The sequence below is a fragment of the Erwinia papayae genome, assembly GCF_058241465.1.
In genome coordinates this window covers 712,695-735,195 of sequence record NZ_JBZCHT010000013.1, presented here as the reverse complement: position 1 = coordinate 735,195, position 22,501 = coordinate 712,695, and the positions used below count along the sequence as shown (strand labels likewise).

The following is a 22,501-nucleotide window of genomic DNA, read 5'->3' as shown; positions in this document are numbered from 1 at the left end:
GTCTGGCCTTTATCAATCGGGAGCGGAAAACCATGTCTCATTCTCAGAGTGTTGAAGCGGTCGCCGTGCCTGTTTTTGATGGCCATAATGATCTCCTGATGCGTCTCTGGCTGTCTCAACATGACGATCCCGTCACGGCATTTCTCAACGGGTTGAGCGTCGGGCAGATGGATTTGCCACAGATGCGCCGGGGCGGTTTTGCCGGAGGCCTGTTTGCAGCTTATGTGCCTTTTGAGGGATTTAAAGCAAGAACCGCGCCAGCTGTTAAAAATCACCGTTCAGGGCCGGTTTTTGGTCAGGCGGAATCAACGCCTGCACAACAGGACGCGCTGGCGATTACGCTGGAGATGTTTTCCACCCTGCTGCGTATTGAGCAACAATCTGCCGGTGCGGTGAAAATTTGCCGCAGCGTGGCAGATATTCGCCAGTGTATGCGTGGCAGGGTGGTGGCTGCGGTGATGCATATTGAAGGCGCGGAAGCGCTGGACGCGGATCTGTCGCAGCTGGAAGTGCTCTATGCTGCTGGTCTGCGCAGCCTGGGGCCGCTGTGGAGCCGTCCAAATATCTTTGGCGAGGGTGTGCCTTTCCGCTTTCCCTCTTCACCCGATACCGGTAATGGTCTGACGGCGGCGGGACTGCGACTGGTGCGTGCCTGTAATCAGAAGCGCATCATGGTCGACCTTTCACATATGGATGAGAAAGGGTTCTGGCAGACTGCTGCCATCAGCGACGCGCCATTGGTTGCCAGTCATTCCAATGCACATGCGCTCTGCGCCCAGTCCCGTAACCTGACCGATCGCCAGCTGGCTGCTATCCGGGAGAGTAACGGTTTTGTGGGGGTAAATTTTGGTATTCGTTTTCTCCGCAGCGATGGCAGAAATGCACAGGAAGCCACGGTGATGGAAATCGTGCGCCACATGGATTATCTGCTGGAGAAACTGGGCGAGGACAACGTTGGTTTTGGCTCAGATTTTGATGGCACTACCCTGCCTCCGGATTTACCCGGCGTTGCCGGGCTGCCGCTGTTGATCACCACGCTTGCAGAGTGTGGTTACGATAAACCGTTGCTGGAGAAAATTTGCTGCGGCAACTGGCTGCGTGTGTTGCAGGCAACCTGGGGTGACGCATCATGCGGCTGAGACATATTGAGGTTTTTCAGGCAATTATAGAGACAGGCAGCATCAGCGGGGCCGCCCGCCTGCTGCATGTTTCCCAGCCCAACGTCAGCCGTGTGTTAAGCCATGCCGAGCAGCAGCTGGGCTTTGCGCTGTTTGAGCGTGGCAGTCAGGGTATGATCCCGACGCCAGAAGCGCAGCGTCTTATACCGGAAATCCGCGAACTTTTTACTCGCCTTCAGGCTATCAGCCTGTTAACCAGTCAGCTGCGTAAGGGAGAGGGTGAAACGGTCCGGGTAGGGGCTGCTCACGCGTTTGGACAGATGATCCTCGCACCCGCCCTGGTGGAATACCGGCGCAACAATGGCTATGTGAATGTTGAGTTGGTGACAGAGCATTTTCAGACGCTGTGTCAGAATTTACTGGCGGATCAGCTCGATTTTGCGCTGGTTTTTGGTCAGCAGGTGTCTGGAGAACTGGTTGCTGAACCGCTGTTTCACTCGTCGATGGTCGCTATTTTGCCCCGGTCAATGACCATCAACGGTCCGGTTTCTCTCGACTGGTTGTGCCAGAACAATCTGCTGATGATGCAGAAGGAAGATCCGTTAGGCCAGGTATTGCATCGGGCATTGCGTGATAAAGGCTTACAGCCAGTGGGCTCGTTATATATCAAAACCTATTCAGTCATTGCCGATATGGTATCGGCAGGAGGCGGGGTGGGTATTGTCGATTTGTTTACGGGCAAACGCTATGCCGATCAGCTGTTGGTACTTCCGGTGGCTAAGCCGTTACCGTTTGAAGTCATGCTAATCAGTCGTCGTGATCGCCCTCAGTCGCAGTCCACTCTACAACTTAAGCAGATAATTCGTAGTCGTTTATGGGAGCTGGCACGTCAGTATGAGCTGAAAATGTATAGCTAATATCGATAATATAATCGGGGGTTATACAGATAAAAAAATGAATAAGATGAAGCAGGGAAGAGTAAATAATATATTACTGCAATGATTTTACTTCATTAATAATCATTGAAAGAAGGTGATGCTATAATAAATTTTTTTGGAGTTATATGATTATTATTGGTGGAATAATAAGTGATGATGAATAATGATTTTTTATCAGGCTGGTCAACTTTTTCATTATTTTTTCAGCTACAAAAATGCTGAAAACATACCTGCTTTACTTCGACGAACATTAAACGTATTATGCCAGCGTCACCAAAGTGCATTTAAAAATCTTCAAAATATTTCAGTAGTTTTCTTCTTAAACAGCAATTATTCATAAGTCAATATCGTCAATTACCGCCCGGAGGCAGGAATGACTCCAGGTTATCCAGATCGGGATTATCAGGTAAAAGGAAAATTCGATGGTTATGTCTGATGCTAATGATGCCAGATGCAAAAGTATTGTGAGAATATCGTTACATAGTGATAACTTCTATTATAATTTCGGTCTTGGCCATCTCATCAAAGAATTCAACGCCAGATGGAACAACTCCGCGTTTTGTTTTTTGATTGATGAAACTGTTGAGGAAGTGGGTAACGTAGCAAATGTTGTTATTCGGGACTCGATGGTCAGCATTCGCCTGAGAAATGGCTGTAATAGTTGGAAAAATAATAATTCAGAGTGGCAGGCGACGATTCACATTCCGGTCACTTGCCGGCGACATACTTTTTCGGAAGTTATGGAAAAGATAAAGAAAATACTCCTGATCGCCAGTATGGATTATCCAACTTTTATCAGTCCGGAGAACCACAAGTCGATTGGGCTGAAAAAAATTAAACAGCTGTCATTAACAGAGTGCAAAATTTTACTGCTGGTTGGCAAAGGGTATAATGTAGGTTATATATCCAGAATTCTCAATCGTTCGGAAAAAACAATAAGCAATCATTGCCGAAGTTCTATCCGAAAACTCGGAATGCTTAATCGGGTTGAATTCTACAAATATGCCACCTTTATTGCTCATTGTGCTAATAAAGAGCGTAGTATAGTCTGTCTTTGATTATAAGCGCATGTGTCAGTTTAATGCTGACAGACATGCGCTTTTTTTTGTTAAAATAATTATAGCTTGCTATTCAATGTGGCGGCCTCGGGATCGAAGCTGTTAATGAGCTGAACATAATGTTTACGTTGATATTCAGTAAATTCTTTTTCAGCACTGAGAGTAAAAATAATGACGTTTCTTCGGGCGCCGTTAATAACCGGATGATAAGGTAGCGCGACCATTGTCTGCACCTGTTTCATTAGCTGTCCCTCTAGATAAAAACGATTTGCTATCTGTACGACAGGCAACTTTGCCGGACCAATTTCACTGGTGAGCTGTTTTCCTTCCACGGCAAAGGCAGGCATAGTACTTGTCATAAATGACATTTGTGACTCACAAAACTCTGCCAGAGTTTGTTCCTCAGCCAGAAAAGCACGATTAACCAGAATTGTATATTCATTATCTTCCGGATCACGAAATCGTAAGACATTAACGCTTTGATCAAAGACAGGTGCTTCGGTTAAAAGTGTCCCCTCATAGAGGGTATATGTTATTTTATTTTTACTCATGATCTTTTTACTCATTATTGATGTGATAATTTTCAGGTAAAGGGATAATGTCCACCCGCCTGTTTCGTTTTCGACCTTCATCTGTATCGTTACTGGCTATCGGAGCACTTTCACCAACCCCCTTAATCACAAATCTGGTGACAGGTATATTGGTGTGTTTAATTAACCAGTCGCGTACTACGATGGCTCTTTCTTTGGAAATTTGCATATTTCTTTGATGAGTACCTGAATTATCAGAGTGCCCAATAATCATGAAAGTAGTCTGAGGGTTATTGTTAATGACAGGGAGTAACGTTCTCAAAATTTCATCACTGCCCTCTTTAAGCTGCGAACTATCTGAAGAAAATAGTGCTACTGACTCAGAGGAAAACAACAGCGGTTCGGCACGGGTATTTTTGATGGCTTTGTTAAGTTCGGCCAGCACCTTATTACAATTTGACAGTTTTAAAATTTGTAATAGTCGGCTGAAAGAACAACCTGAAAGTTCATCACGGTATTTGATAAGTTGAGACAGAGCACTGTGTTTTTGCTGAAAATGAACAATGTCCAGCTGGTTAAATGCCAAGAGATTATTCCTCATCTGGGTCAGCCGTTCTCCCTCATGCCAGGTTATTCCCACCATCAACAGTGCAAGTAGCAGCGTGATAGTGGCGGGGATCCAGGTTACCCGGCGTCGGGGTTTTTGTGATTCATAAACCCATGTTTTTATCGCGGGCATGTGCAGAGCGTCGGGAAGTTGAGGAAGGCTCATGGTTGAAGCAAGGCCCGGATAAATTTGAAATCTGTCGGCAATCCAGTTTGCCCAGGCCCCATGTCTGACAAAACCCGCACCATAGTCAGAGAACAATACAGCTGTAAGCATCAGTGACGTTCTGCTGAACAGCGTCTGTAATGACTTTATGATCCCTGTTTCATGCATCCACAATTGCAGGGCATCAGCCATAGCTAAACGCTGTACGGCGTGATAGCCGCCAGAGTGACTAATCTGCATCAGCATGGTGTTAAGAGTGGAAAGCTCATGATTGAAAGTGGTTTCTTTACTGACGGTAAGATCAAAGTTTCCCAGCCATATTGCCTGTTCAGGATCGTCAACAGAACGCTGATGACTTAACTGTGTGTATAAGCCAAATACGCACGGAAGGGGCTCAGTAAGTGGATGCGCGAGAAACTGGCTCTGCCAGTCATTAAGCTGGGCATGGATCAGCTCACTGCTTCCATGCCCGTCGGGCAGAAAAGGAAAGAAAGCCCTGATGACAGTGCGGGAGTCAGGAAGGCGTAATCGTTTCCATTGCTTGTGCAGGTCTTCAGCTTCTGGAGCCAGGATCCAACGCACAGGTGCGTGTTCAACCGGTTCTGAGGCAGGTTGAGAAAACCATTTCCGGGCGTAGGGACCAATAATGAAAATGACAATAACCTGGTCTCTTTCTTCTGCGGAAAAAGGGTGTTGGGAATTATTATTCATGTTATTTTTCGCGGACATTAATAAAGGCCACCCAGGTATTTTATGCAAAAAAACCACAGAATTATTAACAGAAAAATACCGATAGCTGATTGCCAGATGAATGAACCATACCAGCGGCTACGTGGTTTATCGGGAACAAGAAAGATGTCTGATTCGTGTTCTTTATTTTCATCGTGAGGAATACTATTTTCGACCGGTTCACCCGGATAACACGCAAGTAGCGCATGAATTTTCCCATCACTCTCAGGATAATAAGATATCAAAAGAAGCAGTTGGCGTGTGTAATCGAAAATTTTCCCATCACTGTTTTTCAAAAGGAATTCAAGCCGGGCGCTTAATGAACCCGATTCGACATCACAACCGTAAAAATGACGGCTAAGTAAATGTCGTTCCCAGGAAATGTTGTTAGCCTTAAGACGAAAGGTAATATGTTTATCGAAGTAAAGACAAATGATATAACACAATTTATCACTCAGTTGTTCACATTGCCCTTCAGAAACAAGCTCCTTGCTGAATTGTTCTATCAGATTAACCAGCTTAAGCTGAAATTCTGAAAGAGAAGGAATGATCCCATTGAAAGATAACAAGGTATCGATAAAAACTATCCGGTTAAAATATTTTTCGCTTTTCACCACGCCACCTCAAAAATATTTCCCCAACCTTCGTTTCGTAAGTATGGACTAATTCTGATAACGCTGGGATTTAATCCGGGGGAAGTAATGAAGTCGAATTCTATTTTCAATTCTTCTTCACTCTCTTTCATTAATGTATTTTTAATTTCCTCAGCGTAGAATATTTTTTTCTCCAGAAGGTCGTTATTTTTATTGTAAACGCCTATGTGTAATTTCACTATGTCTGTAAAAGAAAATTCAAGCTTAGCTTTGGGCAGGGACAAGGTTTTTTTATTTGACCTGATAAGTCTTTTGCGCCAGTCTTGTCCATGATGACTGACAAAAAATGCGCAACGTTCTTTTTTGACAACTTCAGGTAATACGCTACATAACCTGAAATCCACGCCTGTTATGTCTTCAAATTCTTTTAGTGAACGTTTATTTCCCAGAGAATAGCGTGTGTCAATGCTTTGTTCATTTGATTCATTTTCAAGTAAACAGCGCACTCGTTTTTTAGCGTCACGATCTCTGTCCCACCACGCCTTGTCCACGGCACCCGTATTTTTAGCTTCACTATTATGATCTGACCAGATTTTGTTATGATCTTTTCGGCCATAAAAATGCCACAGTAAAATTTTATGAGGATGCCAGATGTCATAACCAGAGGTATAGGCTCTTGCAGCCATGGCAATTTCTTCGCCCTCAAAAAATATCTGAGGATCATTAGGTACATCAATAACAAATGATCCTTCGGCAAAAATAAATCCACCAGCGAGATAACTTCCTCTTACCGGTGCGTCTGCTTTAAAATCAACGGAGCTCAGTTGGAGGATTTTTTCATTTGAAAAGCCCCGAAACACCAGGCGGCTGACAAAATTCTTCCTGCTACTTTCATCACCGGGTTGGTAGGCAGGTGGATAAGAGGAGAGAACAGGGTGGTGACTTTTATCTTTTAACAGGGTAAGCATACACATCATTTCTTTATCCCAGTCTTTGATAAAACGGCAGTGTGAGTCAATTTGCAAAAAATAATCTTCTCCATGATAAAATTTTTCGCATATGCTTCTTGCCCAACACGCCCCCTGACTGTGGAAATAATGAATGCTCAGGATAGTCATCTCAACATTACAATAACTGAGAATGTAAAGAGTGTGGCCGTCATGAATTTTTTCCTCAAGCAACGCCATTCCATTCTTCAGAAATAAATTAATATCACCCTCATCTTGCCAGCAAACAGCAATTCTTAAGAAGCACGAGCCCGAAGACATATTTATCATGTCATGCAGCGTGGGAAGCAGTTCCGTATCTCTGTAGCTGGCAATGCTTACAAAAATTCCAGGCTTCAAATCCATATGTCACCAGTTTTTAAACTATATTAAATTAATTTAACTGTAATAAAATCTCTGCCTGCGCAGTAAAACTGCCATTTTGTGGCCTTGTTTTATCTGTGCCAGCGTTAACAAGTTTTGCAGTCCAGTTAAATTCTGCGGCAACACCACTGGCAACGGTACTTGATTTTTCCAGGACATTACCACTTAAGTTCATCTGACCACCGCTGCTGTTATAAATTTCTATACCCAGTTGATTGTCACTGTTTCCACTTGAGTCTGTCACACGAATATATTTATTGTCAGTTGAGCTGGTTGTGGAAGTAATGGATGCGTTTGCTGAATAAGAGCCATAATCTGTTTTACAGGTCAATCCGAAAACCAGCGGCTTTTCAACACCCCCACTGGTCAGCATGGCTGGTGTTACGGTCGAGAAATCAATGGTCTTACTGGAATCAAAGGTACATGCCGGCGTGCTGATTACCTTTATCTGGTTGACGGTAAGACTGATTCCACGTGTCGCATCATCCTGGACCCACTCATACGCCAGGGAACCGGCATCAAGCACTACATCTCCAGTAGGATCGGAAAGAGAGAGGGTATCCGCAGTTTTGAAAAACTGTAGCCGGTAATAGCTCCCTGCCTTCCAGTCAAAAGTACCAGTGCTTTCACCGCCACTAAAAGAGACCGTATAATCAAGAGGATAACTGCCAAACCCCGTTCCGGTATAGGCTTGTACTTTTACTCCGATTCCATCTATGTTGGTTTTAAATATCTTGGTTGCAACGGCTTCGCTTAAACCTATCAGGACTCTGCCTGCGGGAATACCGGCAACGCAACCATCGTATCCGATATTTGTAGGTATGGCTGACGTGGTGTATATCGCCCCTGAAATGGGTGTTGACGTATCGGCAGCTGCATCAGCACTGACGGTAATAGTCTGGGCTGCCAGTGTTAATGTGGTTGGCGTTCCTCTGGCAAGGACACATTCGGCGGCGGCGTTCGTTGCTGCTAATCCGCTGAATGATAAAAGTATAACCTTCCGTAGCATCTGTGTTACTCCTTGTCTGTATTCATCTTCTCTATCATGTCGACGGGTAAGAGTTTCAGCAAAGCCGAAAAACTCTTACCAACGGTTGATTCTGCAAATGCCAATAAAGGAATGACAGGACTACTGGGTTCCATTTTAGTAAACCATGTCCGTATTTCTCTGAGTTTTTGAACTGCATCTGAGCGTGTTTTAATTCCTGTTTGTACAGGAAGATGAGCGCTTTTAATGACCGGATCTTCCGGCGTAGTAATAACAGCATCAGTTGGCACGACAGCCTGCGGCTCAGCTTCTGGTTGTTCACTCAGAAATGGTGCAGATTCAGGCAATACAGCGGGCAGGGAAGAGGAAGAGACAAATAAACTCAGTAAAGCCCCAAGTCTTGCGAAGTCGGGTGCATCATTCCCCAATGATTCGTCAAGAAGGCTTTTTATCTCTTTCAGACAGTTCCCGGCTGCATACAGCGAATGGATGGTCGGTTCTTCCCGCTCCTGCCATTCATTGAGCAGGGCAGAGATAACGGATTCTGGTAAAGCTCCTTCTTCACGGGGAGAAGCGTTACCCTTTTCGAAATCTTTAATCGTAATTTGTAAACCTGCACCCTTCGGTAGTGGTTGATTACGAATGTCGCCCAGCAGACCACCTATATCCTCAAGTTCGGAGAATGCATTCGCCCTCAGCAGTGGGACAAATTCATCTTCATCCAGAAGCTGTGGATGGAGGTCTGCCGGGAAAGCAATCAGTAAATGACGAAGAGCGTCCAGACCTTCATAAAGTGCCACCAGACCAATTTGCCGAATGCGGCAGCGGATCAGCGCAATCACCAAACGGATATCTTTGCTTTTTTCCAGTAATATCAGACATTCCCGTTCCGTTTCTGCCCAGTTAATGGGTTCAGCCGCTTCTGTGAAGCTGCCATATTCCACATTAAGGCGCGGCTGCAATCGGGACAGAAGCATGATAAACCCGGGATCATATTCCAGACTTTCGCCGCAGGCGTGTTCTTCGGATATTTTGTTCAGCAGGTGCTGATAATATTTACTGAGTTGCTCTCTGTTTATTTCAGCCATAGCTAAATCATCCTTATTTGAAAAATGGCTGTTATTGATCCTGTCCCTGTTCGCGTTACCAATAATGGTCTCTGTCATGCTCCTTCCTGATAAAGTTCAGGTTCAAAGCTCATACCGTAGACAGGAAGATCGGTTTCATATCTTTCAAGCCAGGTGGCGTAGCCCAACTGATGCTCACCGCCCAAAGTGGCCTGAGGGACTTCACTGGCTGCCAGCATTAACTGGGTATCCCACGCATACTCAAAGCCAATAAAGTTGCGTACCCATTCGCGCAGGACGGGTAAATCTTGTCCCCAGGGGCTGAAACGCATATATTGTTGCAGCGTCAGCGGTCCAAGAATGAGTTTAAATTTATGCTGTCTGTCTTTCACCGTATTGCCCAGAATAGCGCCATCGCCTAACGTCATTGCACCGCTGTCTTCGCCTAAGATTGACTGATCCTGTGGCGCCAGAAAAATCCACTGGCTGGCAAACTCTTCTAATCTGGCTGGTACTTCAAAATAATATTGTAATGCGCCAAGCAGACCTTCCGGATTACGCGCTTCCCGAATTAAATGGGCAGTAGAAGCAAGACGCGCATGCGTCGGCAGAACCTTGCTGTTGAGTTCCTGCGGGTCCATGCCAGCCAGGCTTGCAACATAGAAGGAAAATCGCTCATCATCAGCGCGATCCAGTGACGCGGTATCCTGTGCTACAAACCAGGCCCGATAAAACAAAGAGAGTGCGCGGTGATGAAAAATATCAAGAAAATCAATCATCGTCTGGTCATGCAGTTCTGCCCGGGAGTAGATCAATTCTGATATACCCAACGGCATTGCGCCCTGGGGGCCCCATATGCCAAGACCGAAAAGCTGCAACCTCGTCCTGCCCTCTTCAGTGCTGATACGTGCTATCTCGCGTGGCGAAAAAATCATCGTGGCCAACTGGCCGATGCGGTATTTCTCCTGAGAAGGCAATGTTGATGTACCCGGATGAGGTGTTAATGGGTTTTTGGCTGCAATAGCCCGCATCAGGCTGATAAAACCCGCATCCCATGGTTGCTCGTTGTTAAACCAGGCGTCCAGCGCCGACAGATTACTTTCCACTTCAGAGCGCCCCTCTCTTACCAGGACGTCCCTTCCAGCTTGCGATCAGCCCTCTCTGCATTGAATGCAATTCTGTTTCAGTAAAAATATTGATGGCGGCATGGCGGGATAAATAATTTTCCATGATCAACCCGAACAGATACGGGCTCACTCCAGAAAAACCTTCTTCATCGATAGTCAACGTGCAACGCACTCCACGACCATAGACCATCAATCCATCACCAGGGAGTCTGCGAATCACCGGTTCGCTTTTACAACCAATCAGACTGTTGACCTGGCTGCCAGACTCAAGATCTGAACTGTTAAGAAAAAGTCGCAACATGCTGCGCAGGGATTCTCCTCCCAGGCTGTGTTCCATATCAGAAAGTGGCAGGTAGTTGAAACTTAACTGACGAATCAACCGCCATGCAGACTCACCGAGTGCGAAAGGAGCACGGGGGGCACTGGGCTGACAAATAAAAGTCGCACCCGTAACCGGTACTGCATCATTCATTGAGAGTTCAAAGCTACCACTTCTTGAGATCAGACGAGGAAGGTCCCGGTTTGTAACCATGGCTTCGACGGTCAGATATCTGATGTTATCGGCATACGGGGCTTCCTGTTGGTCGACCAGTGATACGAAGACTTCTGTGCCCATATAAGGCGTTCTTGTATCGTATTTTCTGGTCGTTTCTTCTCTGGTCCTGATTTCGCGTTGAATTGAAAAATACCGGCTGAAATTGCCGAAGTCGCAGTGCCGCGTCTGATAAAGTGGATTAAATACAACCTCTTCACTTTTTTCCGCCTGTTGACCAAGAACCTTGTTGACTGAAAATACCTCGAAATCCATAGGCCGGCTGCGGTCGGGAACAACGTGAAAGGCATTGAGCGCGCGGTTAACTTCAATCCTGTCGACGACTTTGGAAAAAAGATTAATCACCGGGGTGCAAAACAGGAGAAACTTAGAGGGGTCAACGTGTCCAATCAGATTCTGGGGCAGGCGATCTAACAAGATAATTAATTCTGCTTCATTGGTTTGATTGTGACGTAGCCCTTGATCCAGTTGAGTTAAGGTAAAGAAGTAAAAACGCTGGCGGCAGGCAAAATATTCATGGATTAAGTTATGTCCATGGAACATGTTCCATGCCATTGGCAGCAGGGTTTGGTCAGGTTTCAGTCCTTCGAAAGCCAGTGGTTGCTGGTTGATCACCACATCCGGCGTTTTCATATCACCGGAACGGATGATCATCGCAATATTACTGGTATGTACCAGCTCGAAAATATGGGAAACCACTCTTTCATCACCATCGATATAAAGAGGTAGTTCGCTCAGGCCTTCCAGTTGCGAAAAAGTCTTATCACCCTGTAGTTTTAACTTTATACGTAATGCACCTTTAAGCTTTGAATACGCAATACGGTATTTTTCAAGATTAGGAAGGTCAGGGGGAATAGAAGTTAAACGCGCCTCGGTCATTTCTATTGGCCAAAGCGTGACTTCCTGTCCGCTGCGAAACTCGCAGCGTGAATTTTCTCCGGGTAATATTCTGGTATAAAACGCGCTGTTTTTGGGAACCAGATAGCCATGAGTAAGATCACCTTCTTTCAGGTTTGGTGTCAACTGAACAACACCCATTGAAGGAGTAGGTGAGTTATAGTTTGGATAAACAATATCCAGAAGTCTTCTGGTGAATTTTGGAAATTCAGCATCCAGTTTTATTTGTGTTCTGGCAGATAAAAAACAAAATGCTTCAATCAGCCTTTCAACATAAGGGTCAGCAATTTCAATCCCTCGTATCCCCAGACGGGCAGCTATTTTAGGGTGTTTATCGGCGAACTCATGTGACATTTCTCTCATAAATGTCAGTTCATGATTATAATAATCAAGAAATTTATGATCCAACTGTGTAGCCCCATTATTTAATTATTTATTAAATTTCCGTTTTCCTGGGATATCAAGCCCTGGCCTGCGTCATTCAACACGGCCTGAATGCTGGGTGAATATCACCCGGAGTTGTAAACTTTTCGATGATAATCGTAAAGAGCACAGCCTGAAAGATGGCTAAACTAAACATAGTGTTAATTCCCGAAAACACCTGTGTGGGTGAGGTGTCAGGATCTTTATTTAATGCGTCAGATAATAACAGAGACGGTATGCCTTTCACCCAGTATCCTGCTGGAATCATTGTGCGCCCCTCCTTGTTCGCGTCCGGAACCTTATATCATGCCAGTTATGACGACTCAATCTGAAGATGTCTGTAATTGTTCATCCTGAGATTTATTTTTCAATATCTTCTGAAGAAAATACCTTTAATAATAAACAATTGACCTTGATGCGTATTGGGGGGAAGGATTTTTTTTCGGTCAAAAATCCTAAAATTGGATCGACGATGGTTGTCTGATTTGTTTTTCTGTGACCTTCGCGGCATAGTATTACACGTTTGAGGCACGATGGATGTGCACGTATAAAAGCCCAAAGGAATTGGACTATCATTATGGCTATTACCCGGCAGAATTTATTTGGAAAGCTTAACGCTACATTATTCAGAAGTATTGAAAACGCGACAACCGTATGTAAATTACGTGGCAATCCTTATGTTGAGTTGGTTCACTGGCTGAATCAGCTCTGGCAGCAGGAAGAAAGTGATTTACGTTTAATAGCGCGTCATTTTGAAGTTGATTTCGATGCTATGGAGCGTGGATTCGCTCAGGCATTAACTCGTTTGCCTTCGGGCGCAAGTACTATTTCTGACTTTTCCTATCATATTGAGTTGGCGATTGAAAGAGCCTGGATTTATGCCAGTCTTGAATATTTTGACCATCATATCCGCAGTGGTCATTTATTGATTGCGATGTTAACCACAATGGAACTACGTCGCGCATTATTTGACATCTCTCCCGCATTTGAGCGTATTTCTCTGGAACATCTGACCAACGATTTTGGTTATATCACCCAGACTTCTGCTGAAAAGAACGAAGCCGCAAGTGAGGGCAGTGCCCAGAGAGAAGGTGCAATTCCAGGTGAAGCCAGTCACGCATTGGCAGGACAAAAAAACAGCGCTGGTTTAGCGCAATATACCACCGACCTTACCGCGCTGGCTCGTGAAGGGAAGCTTGATCCTGTGCTGGGACGCGATCATGAAATTAATACCATGATCGATATTCTGCTACGCCGTCGCCAGAATAATCCGTTGCTGACGGGGGAGGCGGGCGTGGGGAAAACGGCTGTTGTTGAAGGACTTGCTCAGTCTGTTGTGGCGGGTAATGTGCCTCCTGCGCTTTCCCATGTACGTCTGCTGACGCTGGATGTTGTAGCACTCTCAGCAGGTGCCAGCATGAAAGGCGAATTTGAGGCCCGGCTTAAATCGGTTCTGGAGGAGGCTATTGCTTCGCCCCAACCCGTTATTTTATTTATTGATGAGGTGCACACGCTGGTCGGTGCGGGAGGCGCAGCCGGTACCGGCGATGCGGCTAACTTGCTTAAACCCGCTCTGGCGAGGGGGCAGCTGCGAACCATTGGCGCAACGACCTGGAGTGAGTTCAAACGGCACATTGAAAAGGATCCGGCACTGACTCGTCGTTTCCAGGTATTGCAGGTCAACGAGCCTGATGAGGAAACTGCAATCTCGATGCTTCGGGGACTTATATCGATGCTGGAGAAACACCACGGTGTCTGGATTATGGATGAAGCTATCCAGGCTGCGGTTCGCCTTTCTCATCGTTACATTCCGGCTCGTCAGCTGCCTGATAAAGCAATCAGTCTGCTTGATACCGCGTGCGCAAGAGTGGCGGTTGCGCAGCATGCTCCACCCGGAGAACTACAGATCCTGAAATTCAAGACGGAGACAGTGCAGACCGAGCTTTCGCTGGTTGAAAGAGCGTTACATTTCGGTAAAGGGGAGAACAATCGTGCCATTTCACTGCGTGAGAACATAGCAGAGCATACAGAGAAGAAAGAACTTCTTGAGCAGCGTTGGCAGCAGGAGAAAGAGCTGGTTTCTTCTGTTATCGCTGTACGAAAAGAGCTCCAGGATTTGGCCGAACAGGATAATCCGGATGATGATCAGATACGTCAGCTGCAAAGTCAGCTTTGTTCCCTGGAAGCCAGTATCCACACAGCTCAACACGAACAGCCCATGATTCAGGCGGAAGTAAATTCGGGCGTTATTGCCAGTATTGTCGCTGACTGGACCGGAATTCCTGTTGGTCAGATGATGAAGGACGATATTCGAGCCGTACTGGAGTTGCCACAAAGACTGGCAGAGCGGGTGATTGGCCAGCAGTTTGCCCTGAACCAGGTCAGCGAAAGTATTCAGACCGCCCGTGCCGGACTGGCAGATCCGAGGAAGCCAATTGGTGTTTTTATGCTGGTCGGGCCTTCAGGTGTTGGTAAAACCGAAACGGCTCTGGCAATTGCTGAGCAGTTATATGGTGGCGAACAAAATCTTATCACCATTAATATGAGTGAATACCAGGAAGCGCATACGGTTTCATCATTGAAGGGGTCGCCGCCAGGCTATGTGGGTTATGGCGAAGGTGGTGTTTTGACCGAGGCGGTTCGCCGTAAGCCATATAGTGTGATTTTACTGGACGAGATTGAGAAGGCGCATTCGGATGTACATGAATTATTCTTCCAGGTGTTTGATAAGGGATGCATGGAGGATGGTGAAGGGCGCCAGATTAATTTTAAAAATACCATTTTATTGCTCACCAGCAATGTCGGTAGTGAATTAATAAGCAGCCTGTTTACCGATCCTGATACTGCTCCTGATGCAGAAAGTCTGAAAAAATTACTGCAACCTGAGTTATTGAAATCTTTCCCGGCGGCATTCCTGGGGCGACTGGCTGTAGTGCCCTATTTGCCATTACATCAGGAATCGTTGCAACACATTGTCCGGTTGCACCTCGATCGTCTGGGAGAGAGGCTGCTGCAACAGCATGGTGCCCGTCTCCATTACACCGATGCATTAGTGCATTACATCGTCGGGCAGTGCACGGTGGCGGAAACGGGTGCCAGGATGCTGATTCGCTTCATCGAACAAAACATCGTACCCGAAATGGGACGCCTCATATTGAATAGTGAAATGGCAATAGCAGGCCAGAATATTCGACTGGAAATAAGTCAGAAAAATGACATAGCGATTATCTTTCAACAACAACAGGAGGAAATGAAAAAAGAGGAAGTGAAAACAGAAGCAGAAATATATGAGTAGCAATGGAACTGACAGACACAAACACAGTTATGTGTGTGTCAAATGCAATTAATTCGTATTTATAAACAGGAAATTTTATGCGTAATTTAAAAGTGATTGTGTGCGCGCTGGCACTGGGCATGACGGCTTCTCAGGCTGCAAACGCTGCAACTCAGGGCACTGTGACATTTAATGGTGAGCTGATTACTGAAACCTGCACCATTGATACCGACAGCGAGAATATCACTGTAACCTTACCCACCCTGTCTACTACAACCTTAGCCACAGCCGGTGCTACCGGTGGCTCAAAACTATTTGATATCAATGTTAGCGACTGTCCTACAGCGATAACCCTTGTGGCTGCGCATTTCGAAGCGATTGGTGGTAGCGGTACTAATTCGTCTACTGGTAACCTGACCAATACTTACAGCGGTACGGATACAGCTGCAACTAACGTTGAAGTACGTTTGTACAATTCTGATGAACAGCCACTGGCTCTGGGATCTACAGGGGATACGGCGACCGTAAGTTCTGGTAAGGCTTCTATGCGTTACTATGGTGGCTACTACGCTACAGGTGTGACTACTGCTGGTAAAGTTTATGCCCAGGCTCAATATACTCTGGCATATCCATAAATTAGCGTTTAAAGCACAAGTTAGTAAGAGTGACTCTGAATTAATGTAAGTTTACTCCTGCTTATATTCTAAAGGCCTGGGGTATTTTTAATCAGGTAGACTAGGCCTGTATTAAATTTAATTAAAAGCGAAAGTTTTCGGGTAAATCTATGCTGATTAAAATAATCATTTCAGCCCTTTTTATGCTCTCCGCAATTAATAACGGATGGGCAGCAATGACGATTAGTGGCACCAGGATAATTTTTCCGGGGAATGAAAAGGAGGTAAATGTTCGGACAAATAACAAAAGTGGAAACGCTGCATTAGTACAGGTCTGGGTGGATGATGGTGATGCTAATGCCGATGTTAATGCAATGAAAGTTCCTTTTATGGTTACTCCACCTGTTTATCGGGTTGAATCCGGTAAAGGGCAAAGTGTTCGTCTCATTTACAATGGAATGGCGTTGCCGCAGGACCGTGAATCGGTATTCTGGTTTAATTTACTGGAAGTGCCTCCGGTTGTTAAAAATATGGAGAATGTTGACCGGCTGGAGCTTGCCTTCAGGACCAGGATAAAAATATTTTACCGCCCAAAAGCATTATCAAGTTCTGGTACAGCTGAAGTGGATAAAATTCAATGGGAGATATTGTCAGGCGGTAAGGGAATCAAGGTTATTAATCCAACACCTTATTATCTTTCTTTTGACAGTATCAATGCTCAGGTCGGTAGTAAATCTGTAACCTTATCTACAGATATGATTGAACCATTTGGTAATAAAGAGTTCATTTCTGAAAATAAAAGCACCATTACTGGTTTAAGCGAAATAACCTTTAAGTTGATTAATGACTATGGTTCTACTTACAACGGTAAACTCAAAATTACTGATGGAAATAAATTAGTCTTGCAGCAAGATAATTAAATCTAATCTCGGAGTGTGCAAAGTCAGACAGGGGGAGTGAATGCGCAGTCCGTAGACAGTATGCGGCAGCCGACTGGAAAAGGAGCTTACCAGGTGCATCAATCAAAAATGAATTTACTTAGCAAAGCGAAGATCACGCCGCTGTGCGCAATTTCATCCAAAAAAATCATAACAACAATCAGTGTTGTTTGTGTAGTTGTTGCTCCTGTCGGGAGGGCAGAGACTTTGCTTTCCTCTGAGGCAAGCGCGGCTGCTGCACCCGCAGTTATCGAATTCAATCCGTCATTCATGCATGGCGCTGCCGTCGATGTTTCACGTTTTAATCGGGGAAACTATGTCTCCCCCGGAAGTTACCCCGTTATTGTTATTGTCAATAATCAGAACCGTGGAAAACACACTATACGTTTTACCGCCACGGAAGAGGGTCAGACTGCCCGTGCCTGCTTTACACTGAGTGAAATTGATTCACTCGGAATTAAACTGGGTGACAACAACCCTGCACAAAATATAGCCGGGCAAACAATTTCACAAAGTGGCGTTGAGCAATGTTACCTGCTGGAGACATTGATTGTTGGCAGTAGCGTAAACTATGACAGCGGTGACTTCCTGCTTTCTGTTGTTGTGCCGCAGGTTAATATTGTCCAGTTTCCTCGTGGTTATATCGACCCTAATACCTGGGATTCTGGGGTTACCGCAGGATTTATTGATTATAATGCCAACCTGTACAGCCTGAACTACGGATCGAGCACATATAGTGGAAGTAGCAAAACGACCTACACGAATAATATTGGTCTGCTGGCCGGATTTAATTTCGCCGGGTGGCGCTTAAGAAAAAGGTTGAATACAAACTGGTCGAATCGATATGGTATGAAAACGCAAAGCCTGCTGGGATACGCGCAGACCGATATTACACCATTAAAAAGTCAATTGACGATTGGTGACAGTAATACTCGGGGTGAAGTATTTGACAGCTTTACCATACGCGGCATACAGCTTCAATCAGATGAGCGAATGTTACCCGAGGGTATACGCAACTATGTGCCTGTTTTACGTGGAACGGCTGAAACGAATGCAAAAGTCAGTGTGACGCAACGTGGTCAGATTATCTATGAAACAACGGTACCATCGGGACCATTTGAACTAACTGATATCGGTGCAATGGGGTATGGCGGTGATTTATTATTAACAATTACCGAAGCGGATGGCAGGCAGCGCACTCAGAATGTTCCTTTCTCTGCCCCACCTATGTTGCTTCATGAAGGTGTTTCAAATTTTGGTTTGTCCGCCGGGCAGTTAAGAGACGATGTTTTGCGTGATAACCCCACTGTGTTGCAGGGGGTATATCAGTATGGTCTGACGAGCATGTACACTTTGTACGGCGGTATGCAGGCATCCGAGCGTTATAATGCATTTGTTTTAGGTAATTCAATAAATACGCCAGTGAGCGGTATTTATTTCGACGGCACCTACGCGCGAAGTGAACTTCGCGATGGTAAATCAGAGGGTAATAGTTTCAGAGTGGGTTACAGTAAATATCTGGAACCGACCAGAACAGATTTCACCTTAGCGGCTTATCGTTACTCCACAAAAGGTTATTATACCTTCAGAGATGCCAGTATTGACCGATATGGTTCACGTTCCAGTTACAAAGAAGTTGATTATCGTGCCCGTGAAAAACTGACTTTAACAATGGGACAACGGTTGTGGAATAACTCATATATTAATGCATCTGGCAGCATATACAGTTACTGGGATGAGAGGTCAACGGCTAAACAATACACCCTTAGTTTTAATAAAACTGAGCGCTATTTTTCCTGGTCTCTTGCAGCATCCCGCTCCTACTCGGGCAATGGTAAGAATATCAACAGCTACACCTTTTCAGTAAGCGTACCTTTAGGTCGTAATAATACCGTTTCCAAACCCGCATTCAGTTCACTGTATTCGACATATACCCGCGACAGTTCAAATAATGCCACCTTGCAGATGAATGCAAACGGTAGTCAGGGTGACAGGAACGAATTTAACTACGGTATAGGAACCTCATATGGTCGCTCCAGTTCTGGCTCACATGTGGAAGGCGTAACAGGTAATGCTAATTATCGTTCACCCTATGGCCAGATTGGGATGACCGCTTCGTACAACAGTGAGTCGACAAAGCAGATGTCGTTATCGGCAAATGGCAGCCTTGTTGCGCATCAGGGGGGAGCGACACTGGGTCCGCAATTGGGAGATTCTCCTTTTGCCATTATTGATGTGCCCGGCGGGGAAGGCGCGAAATTATCAAATGGTTATGGATCAACAATTGACAGTAATGGTTATGCGATTATGCCGTCACTTACACCTTACCGTGAGAACACCGTTTCTATAGATGCGAAAGGATTACCCGATACCGTTGACGTTTTAGAGAATGAAAGGGTTATTGTGCCGCGTGCTGGCTCAGTTTCATTGATTCACATGAAAACACTTATTGGTGTTCCTGCCATCCTGACGGTCAGGTATAGTAATGGGGCATTTATGCCAATTGGTACTGAACTGGTTAATAAGGATGGCGTCAGCCAGACCGTTATCGGTCAGGGTGGTAAAGGCTTTATACGTGGGTGGGATCCCGACAGTGGTTCACTCTATCTCATGGGAGATGAATCTGTTAATTGTCGTATTCTTTCGGGTAGCGATCTCTCGGCAACGGGAGAAAATAAGATGGCACAACTGGAGGTGGCATGTACTCGTTAAATAAGCATATACGACTGACAGTTTCTGCGATGATGTTTTCAGGTCTTTTTTTTCCTTTGCAGCTTGCAGCTGATACAGATTGTAGCAATGGGTGTAATATTGAAGTACTTTTTCAGGGTGTTTATAACGAAGAGACTTGCATTGTCAGCATTAATAGTGGAACTTATTCAGAGGTAGTATTATTACCAACAATCAGTACTTCATCATTGCAAACTGATGGTAATGAAGCTGGCAGTAAGAATTTCGATATTGCATTGCAGGAGTGTCCTTCTGATCGCACTGTGACGGTTAAATTTGTCAGCAACTTGAGTTCGGCTGATTCCACTACGGGTAATCTCATTAATACAACAGGGGATGGTTACAGTGGAAATGTCCAGGTCAGAATCCGCAAAGAAGATGGCACGCAGGTTATCATTGATGATACGGAAAGTGGTCAGGATTATGTTGTTTCTTCCTCTGGAGACGACGTTACTCATCAATATACAGCGAGTTATTATGCCAGCGGGAATAATGCCGTTACGGCAGGGATTTTAAAATCATTTGCCGGGGTTGAGCTCGTTTATAATTAGATTAGGGAGGGATGGTTGCCTTTATTGGGGGCAGTGAGTAAAAATTCATTATGTAATTACTGTTAGGCAACAGATATTTAATATTTTATGTGCACAGTGAAAGGGATATCGTGATGGCTGGTAAAAGCAGTTCTCAAAAATTTATTGCAAGGAATCGTGCTCCACGTGTTCAGATAGAATACGATGTGGAAATTTATGGCAGCGAAAAGAAGATTGAACTGCCATTTGTCATGGGAGTACTGGCTGACTTATCTGGTAAAGCACTTGAACCTTTACCTCCGGTCGCTGACAGAAAGTTCCTGAGTATTGATATCGACAATTTTGATGAGCGTATGAAGGCGATGAAACCAAGAGTCGCCTTTGCGGTGCCGAATACGTTGACTGGTGAAGGTCAGCTGATGGTTGATATGTCATTTGAAAGTATCAATGATTTTTCTCCTGACGAAATTGCTAAAAAGGTTGACTCACTTTCTCAACTTTTGGAAGCGCGGACACAGTTGGCCAATTTACAAACCTATATGGATGGTAAAGCGGGTGCCGAAAGTCTGGTAATGAAAGTGTTGAATGATAAAACGCTGCTCAACACGCTGGCTGCTGAACCTAAGCCAAAAAATTCAACCAGTAATCTATCACGGAAAGATTGGGTCAGAGAAGGGAATCATGGCTATTAATGTAGAAAACAATAAGCAGGTTACAGCTGCCACTACAACTTATAGTGATTTTAATGCTTTATTGAATAAAGAATTTAAGCCGAAATCCGATCAGGCGAAAGCCGCTGTTGAAAATGCAGTAAAGACGCTTGCGGAACAGGCACTTGCTAACTCTGTTACTGTTGCTGAGGATGCTTATAAAAACATTGCAAGATTTATCGCTGAAATTGATCGGAAATTGTCGGAGCAAATTAATTTGATTTTGCATCATCCGGAATTTCAGGCTTTGGAAAGTGCATGGCGTGGTTTGCATTATCTGGTTTATAACACGGAAACAGATGAAAAGCTGAAACTGCGCTTTATGGATATTTCCAAGGATGATTTAAGACGTAACATGAAGCGTTACAAAGGAATCGCATGGGGTCAGAGCCCTTTGTTTAAGCAGATTTATGAAGAAGAATATGGTCAACTCGGCGGTGAGCCCTATGGCTGTCTTGTTGCTGATTACTTTTTTGACCATACTGCGCCGGATGTGGATTTGTTATCGTCAATTGGCAAAGTTGCCGCATCGGCACATGTCCCTTTCATTACCGGGGCATCACCTTCCGTATTACAGATGGACTCGTGGCAGGAACTGGCCAACCCGCGAGATCTGACCAAAATTTTTACCCAGAACCTGGAATATGCAGCATGGAATTCACTGCGCCAGTCAGAAGACTCTCGTTATATTGGTCTGGCGATGCCACGTTTCCTGGCGCGTCTGCCTTACGGTATCCGAACCAATCCGGTAGATCATTTTAACTTTGAAGAAACCACCGATGGTGCAGACCACAGCAAATATGTCTGGTCTAACGCAGCTTATGCGATGGCGGTAAATATTAATCGTTCATTCAAGCATTACGGTTGGTGTACCTTAATTCGTGGAGTGGAAAGTGGTGGCGTAGTGGAAGGCTTGCCCTGCCATACTTTCCCTACGGATGATGGTGGAATCGATATGAAATGTCCGACAGAAATTGCTATTTCTGATCGCCGTGAAGCTGAATTAGCCAAGAATGGCTTTATTCCACTTATTCATCGTAAAAACACTGACTATGCGGCTTTCATTGGTGCACAGTCTCTGCAAAAACCAGCTGAATATTATGATCCGGATGCAACAGCAAACGCCAACTTATCGGCCCGTTTGCCTTACATGTTTGCCTGTTCACGCTTTGCTCATTACCTCAAATGTATTGTTCGTGACAAAATCGGTACATTTAAAGAACGTGATGAGATGCAACGCTGGTTGAATAATTGGGTAATGAATTATGTGGATGGTGATCCGGCCAACTCTTCTTTCGAAACAAAAGCACGTCGCCCGCTGGCTGCTGCTGAAGTCGTGGTAGAGGAAGTGGAAGGTAATCCAGGATACTATCAGGCAAAATTTTTTCTGCGGCCACATTTCCAGTTAGAAGGTCTGACGGTTTCACTACGTATGGTTGCTAAACTGCCTTCACTGAAAGGCGTTGCCTGATATAAAAAAATTGTATTTAGCTTGTCGGAACTGTATTTACGGCTCCAGGTTGACTGTTACATAAAAATATT

At 45.0% G+C, this 22,501-nt stretch carries 18 protein-coding genes; 10 read left to right on the top strand and 8 right to left on the bottom strand.

From position 1 onward, the window contains the following. Positions 1-32 precede the first annotated feature (32 nt). From AC3RPL_RS19540 to AC3RPL_RS19530, 3 genes are all read left to right on the top strand, one after another. Entirely contained in the window at positions 33-1,139 is a 1,107-nt protein-coding gene (locus AC3RPL_RS19540; protein ID WP_490741226.1) for a dipeptidase, read from the top strand. Further along, positions 1,130-2,035 carry a LysR family transcriptional regulator gene (locus tag AC3RPL_RS19535; protein WP_490741225.1) on the top strand — a complete coding sequence of 302 codons (906 nt, stop codon included), beginning with the start codon at positions 1,130-1,132 and terminating at the stop codon, positions 2,033-2,035. The genes AC3RPL_RS19540 and AC3RPL_RS19535 overlap by 10 nt, the downstream gene beginning before the upstream one ends. Positions 2,036-2,484: 449 nt before the next feature. Further along, positions 2,485-3,114: a helix-turn-helix domain-containing protein gene (locus AC3RPL_RS19530; protein WP_490741224.1), complete on the top strand. Its 630-nt coding sequence runs from the start codon at positions 2,485-2,487 to the stop codon at positions 3,112-3,114. 59 nt (positions 3,115-3,173) lie between these two features. Here the strand turns inward: AC3RPL_RS19530 and AC3RPL_RS19525 are convergent, their stop codons facing one another. The 8 genes from AC3RPL_RS19525 to tssF all read right to left on the bottom strand — a co-directional run bounded on the left by AC3RPL_RS19525 (position 3,174) and on the right by tssF (position 12,148). Beyond that, the gene (locus AC3RPL_RS19525; RefSeq protein WP_490741223.1) at positions 3,174-3,665 is read right to left on the bottom strand and encodes a DcrB-related protein; all 492 of its coding nucleotides are present in this window, start codon (positions 3,663-3,665) and stop codon (positions 3,174-3,176) included. A 7-nt stretch (positions 3,666-3,672) separates the two neighbouring features. Then, the gene (locus AC3RPL_RS19520; RefSeq protein ID WP_490741222.1) at positions 3,673-5,184 is read right to left on the bottom strand and encodes an OmpA family protein; all 1,512 of its coding nucleotides are present in this window, start codon (positions 5,182-5,184) and stop codon (positions 3,673-3,675) included. Next, entirely contained in the window at positions 5,145-5,759 is a 615-nt protein-coding gene (locus AC3RPL_RS19515; protein WP_490741221.1) for a hypothetical protein, read from the bottom strand. Before AC3RPL_RS19515 ends, AC3RPL_RS19520 begins: the two co-directional genes overlap by 40 nt. After that, positions 5,756-7,090, bottom strand: a complete 1,335-nt coding sequence (locus AC3RPL_RS19510) for a GlcNAc-transferase family protein (RefSeq protein ID WP_490741220.1) — start codon at positions 7,088-7,090, stop codon at positions 5,756-5,758. The genes AC3RPL_RS19515 and AC3RPL_RS19510 overlap by 4 nt, the downstream gene beginning before the upstream one ends. Positions 7,091-7,118: 28 nt before the next feature. After that, positions 7,119-8,117 carry a fimbrial protein gene (locus AC3RPL_RS19505; protein ID WP_490741219.1) on the bottom strand — a complete coding sequence of 333 codons (999 nt, stop codon included), beginning with the start codon at positions 8,115-8,117 and terminating at the stop codon, positions 7,119-7,121. A gap of 5 nt (positions 8,118-8,122) precedes the next feature. Continuing rightward, positions 8,123-9,184: a type VI secretion system protein TssA gene (locus AC3RPL_RS19500; RefSeq protein ID WP_490742099.1), complete on the bottom strand. Its 1,062-nt coding sequence runs from the start codon at positions 9,182-9,184 to the stop codon at positions 8,123-8,125. 74 nt (positions 9,185-9,258) lie between these two features. Beyond that, the gene (tssG, locus tag AC3RPL_RS19495) at positions 9,259-10,269 is read right to left on the bottom strand and encodes a type VI secretion system baseplate subunit TssG (protein WP_490741218.1); all 1,011 of its coding nucleotides are present in this window, start codon (positions 10,267-10,269) and stop codon (positions 9,259-9,261) included. A 1-nt stretch (position 10,270) separates the two neighbouring features. After that, a complete protein-coding gene (gene tssF, locus AC3RPL_RS19490; RefSeq protein WP_490741217.1) occupies positions 10,271-12,148 on the bottom strand; it encodes a type VI secretion system baseplate subunit TssF in 1,878 nt (625 codons plus the stop codon). Between the two features lie 592 nt (positions 12,149-12,740). Between tssF and tssH the strand changes: the two genes are divergently transcribed. The 7 genes from tssH to tssC all read left to right on the top strand — a co-directional run bounded on the left by tssH (position 12,741) and on the right by tssC (position 22,430). Next, positions 12,741-15,458, top strand: a complete 2,718-nt coding sequence (gene tssH / locus AC3RPL_RS19485) for a type VI secretion system ATPase TssH (RefSeq protein WP_490741216.1) — start codon at positions 12,741-12,743, stop codon at positions 15,456-15,458. A gap of 77 nt (positions 15,459-15,535) precedes the next feature. Then, a complete protein-coding gene (locus AC3RPL_RS19480; protein ID WP_490741215.1) occupies positions 15,536-16,072 on the top strand; it encodes a fimbrial protein in 537 nt (178 codons plus the stop codon). A 149-nt stretch (positions 16,073-16,221) separates the two neighbouring features. Continuing rightward, positions 16,222-16,971 carry a fimbria/pilus periplasmic chaperone gene (locus AC3RPL_RS19475; RefSeq protein WP_490741214.1) on the top strand — a complete coding sequence of 250 codons (750 nt, stop codon included), beginning with the start codon at positions 16,222-16,224 and terminating at the stop codon, positions 16,969-16,971. 108 nt (positions 16,972-17,079) lie between these two features. Beyond that, positions 17,080-19,701, top strand: coding sequence for a fimbria/pilus outer membrane usher protein (locus AC3RPL_RS19470; RefSeq protein WP_490742098.1), 2,622 nt, complete (start codon positions 17,080-17,082; stop codon positions 19,699-19,701). Then, positions 19,689-20,270, top strand: coding sequence for a fimbrial protein (locus AC3RPL_RS19465; protein ID WP_490741213.1), 582 nt, complete (start codon positions 19,689-19,691; stop codon positions 20,268-20,270). The genes AC3RPL_RS19470 and AC3RPL_RS19465 overlap by 13 nt, the downstream gene beginning before the upstream one ends. Positions 20,271-20,383: 113 nt before the next feature. Further along, complete coding sequence (tssB, locus tag AC3RPL_RS19460; RefSeq protein ID WP_490741212.1) at positions 20,384-20,941, top strand: type VI secretion system contractile sheath small subunit; 558 nt, start codon at positions 20,384-20,386, stop codon at positions 20,939-20,941. Next, positions 20,931-22,430 (top strand): type VI secretion system contractile sheath large subunit, encoded by a 1,500-nt coding sequence (tssC, locus tag AC3RPL_RS19455; protein ID WP_490741211.1) that lies wholly within the window; start codon positions 20,931-20,933, stop codon positions 22,428-22,430. The genes tssB and tssC overlap by 11 nt, the downstream gene beginning before the upstream one ends. The last annotated feature ends 71 nt before the right edge of the window (positions 22,431-22,501 follow it).

Coding starts and splice junctions, on each gene's coding strand:
- AC3RPL_RS19540 (WP_490741226.1), top strand. CDS start 33: ATGTCTCATTCTCAGAGTGTTGAAGCGGTCGCCGTGCCTGTTTTTGAT.
- AC3RPL_RS19535 (WP_490741225.1), top strand. CDS start 1,130: ATGCGGCTGAGACATATTGAGGTTTTTCAGGCAATTATAGAGACAGGC.
- AC3RPL_RS19530 (WP_490741224.1), top strand. CDS start 2,485: ATGTCTGATGCTAATGATGCCAGATGCAAAAGTATTGTGAGAATATCG.
- AC3RPL_RS19525 (WP_490741223.1), bottom strand. CDS start 3,665: ATGAGTAAAAATAAAATAACATATACCCTCTATGAGGGGACACTTTTA.
- AC3RPL_RS19510 (WP_490741220.1), bottom strand. CDS start 7,090: ATGGATTTGAAGCCTGGAATTTTTGTAAGCATTGCCAGCTACAGAGAT.
- AC3RPL_RS19505 (WP_490741219.1), bottom strand. CDS start 8,117: ATGCTACGGAAGGTTATACTTTTATCATTCAGCGGATTAGCAGCAACG.
- AC3RPL_RS19500 (WP_490742099.1), bottom strand. CDS start 9,184: ATGGCTGAAATAAACAGAGAGCAACTCAGTAAATATTATCAGCACCTG.
- tssH (WP_490741216.1), top strand. CDS start 12,741: ATGGCTATTACCCGGCAGAATTTATTTGGAAAGCTTAACGCTACATTA.
- AC3RPL_RS19480 (WP_490741215.1), top strand. CDS start 15,536: ATGCGTAATTTAAAAGTGATTGTGTGCGCGCTGGCACTGGGCATGACG.
- AC3RPL_RS19475 (WP_490741214.1), top strand. CDS start 16,222: ATGCTGATTAAAATAATCATTTCAGCCCTTTTTATGCTCTCCGCAATT.
- AC3RPL_RS19470 (WP_490742098.1), top strand. CDS start 17,080: ATGAATTTACTTAGCAAAGCGAAGATCACGCCGCTGTGCGCAATTTCA.
- AC3RPL_RS19465 (WP_490741213.1), top strand. CDS start 19,689: ATGTACTCGTTAAATAAGCATATACGACTGACAGTTTCTGCGATGATG.
- tssB (WP_490741212.1), top strand. CDS start 20,384: ATGGCTGGTAAAAGCAGTTCTCAAAAATTTATTGCAAGGAATCGTGCT.
- tssC (WP_490741211.1), top strand. CDS start 20,931: ATGGCTATTAATGTAGAAAACAATAAGCAGGTTACAGCTGCCACTACA.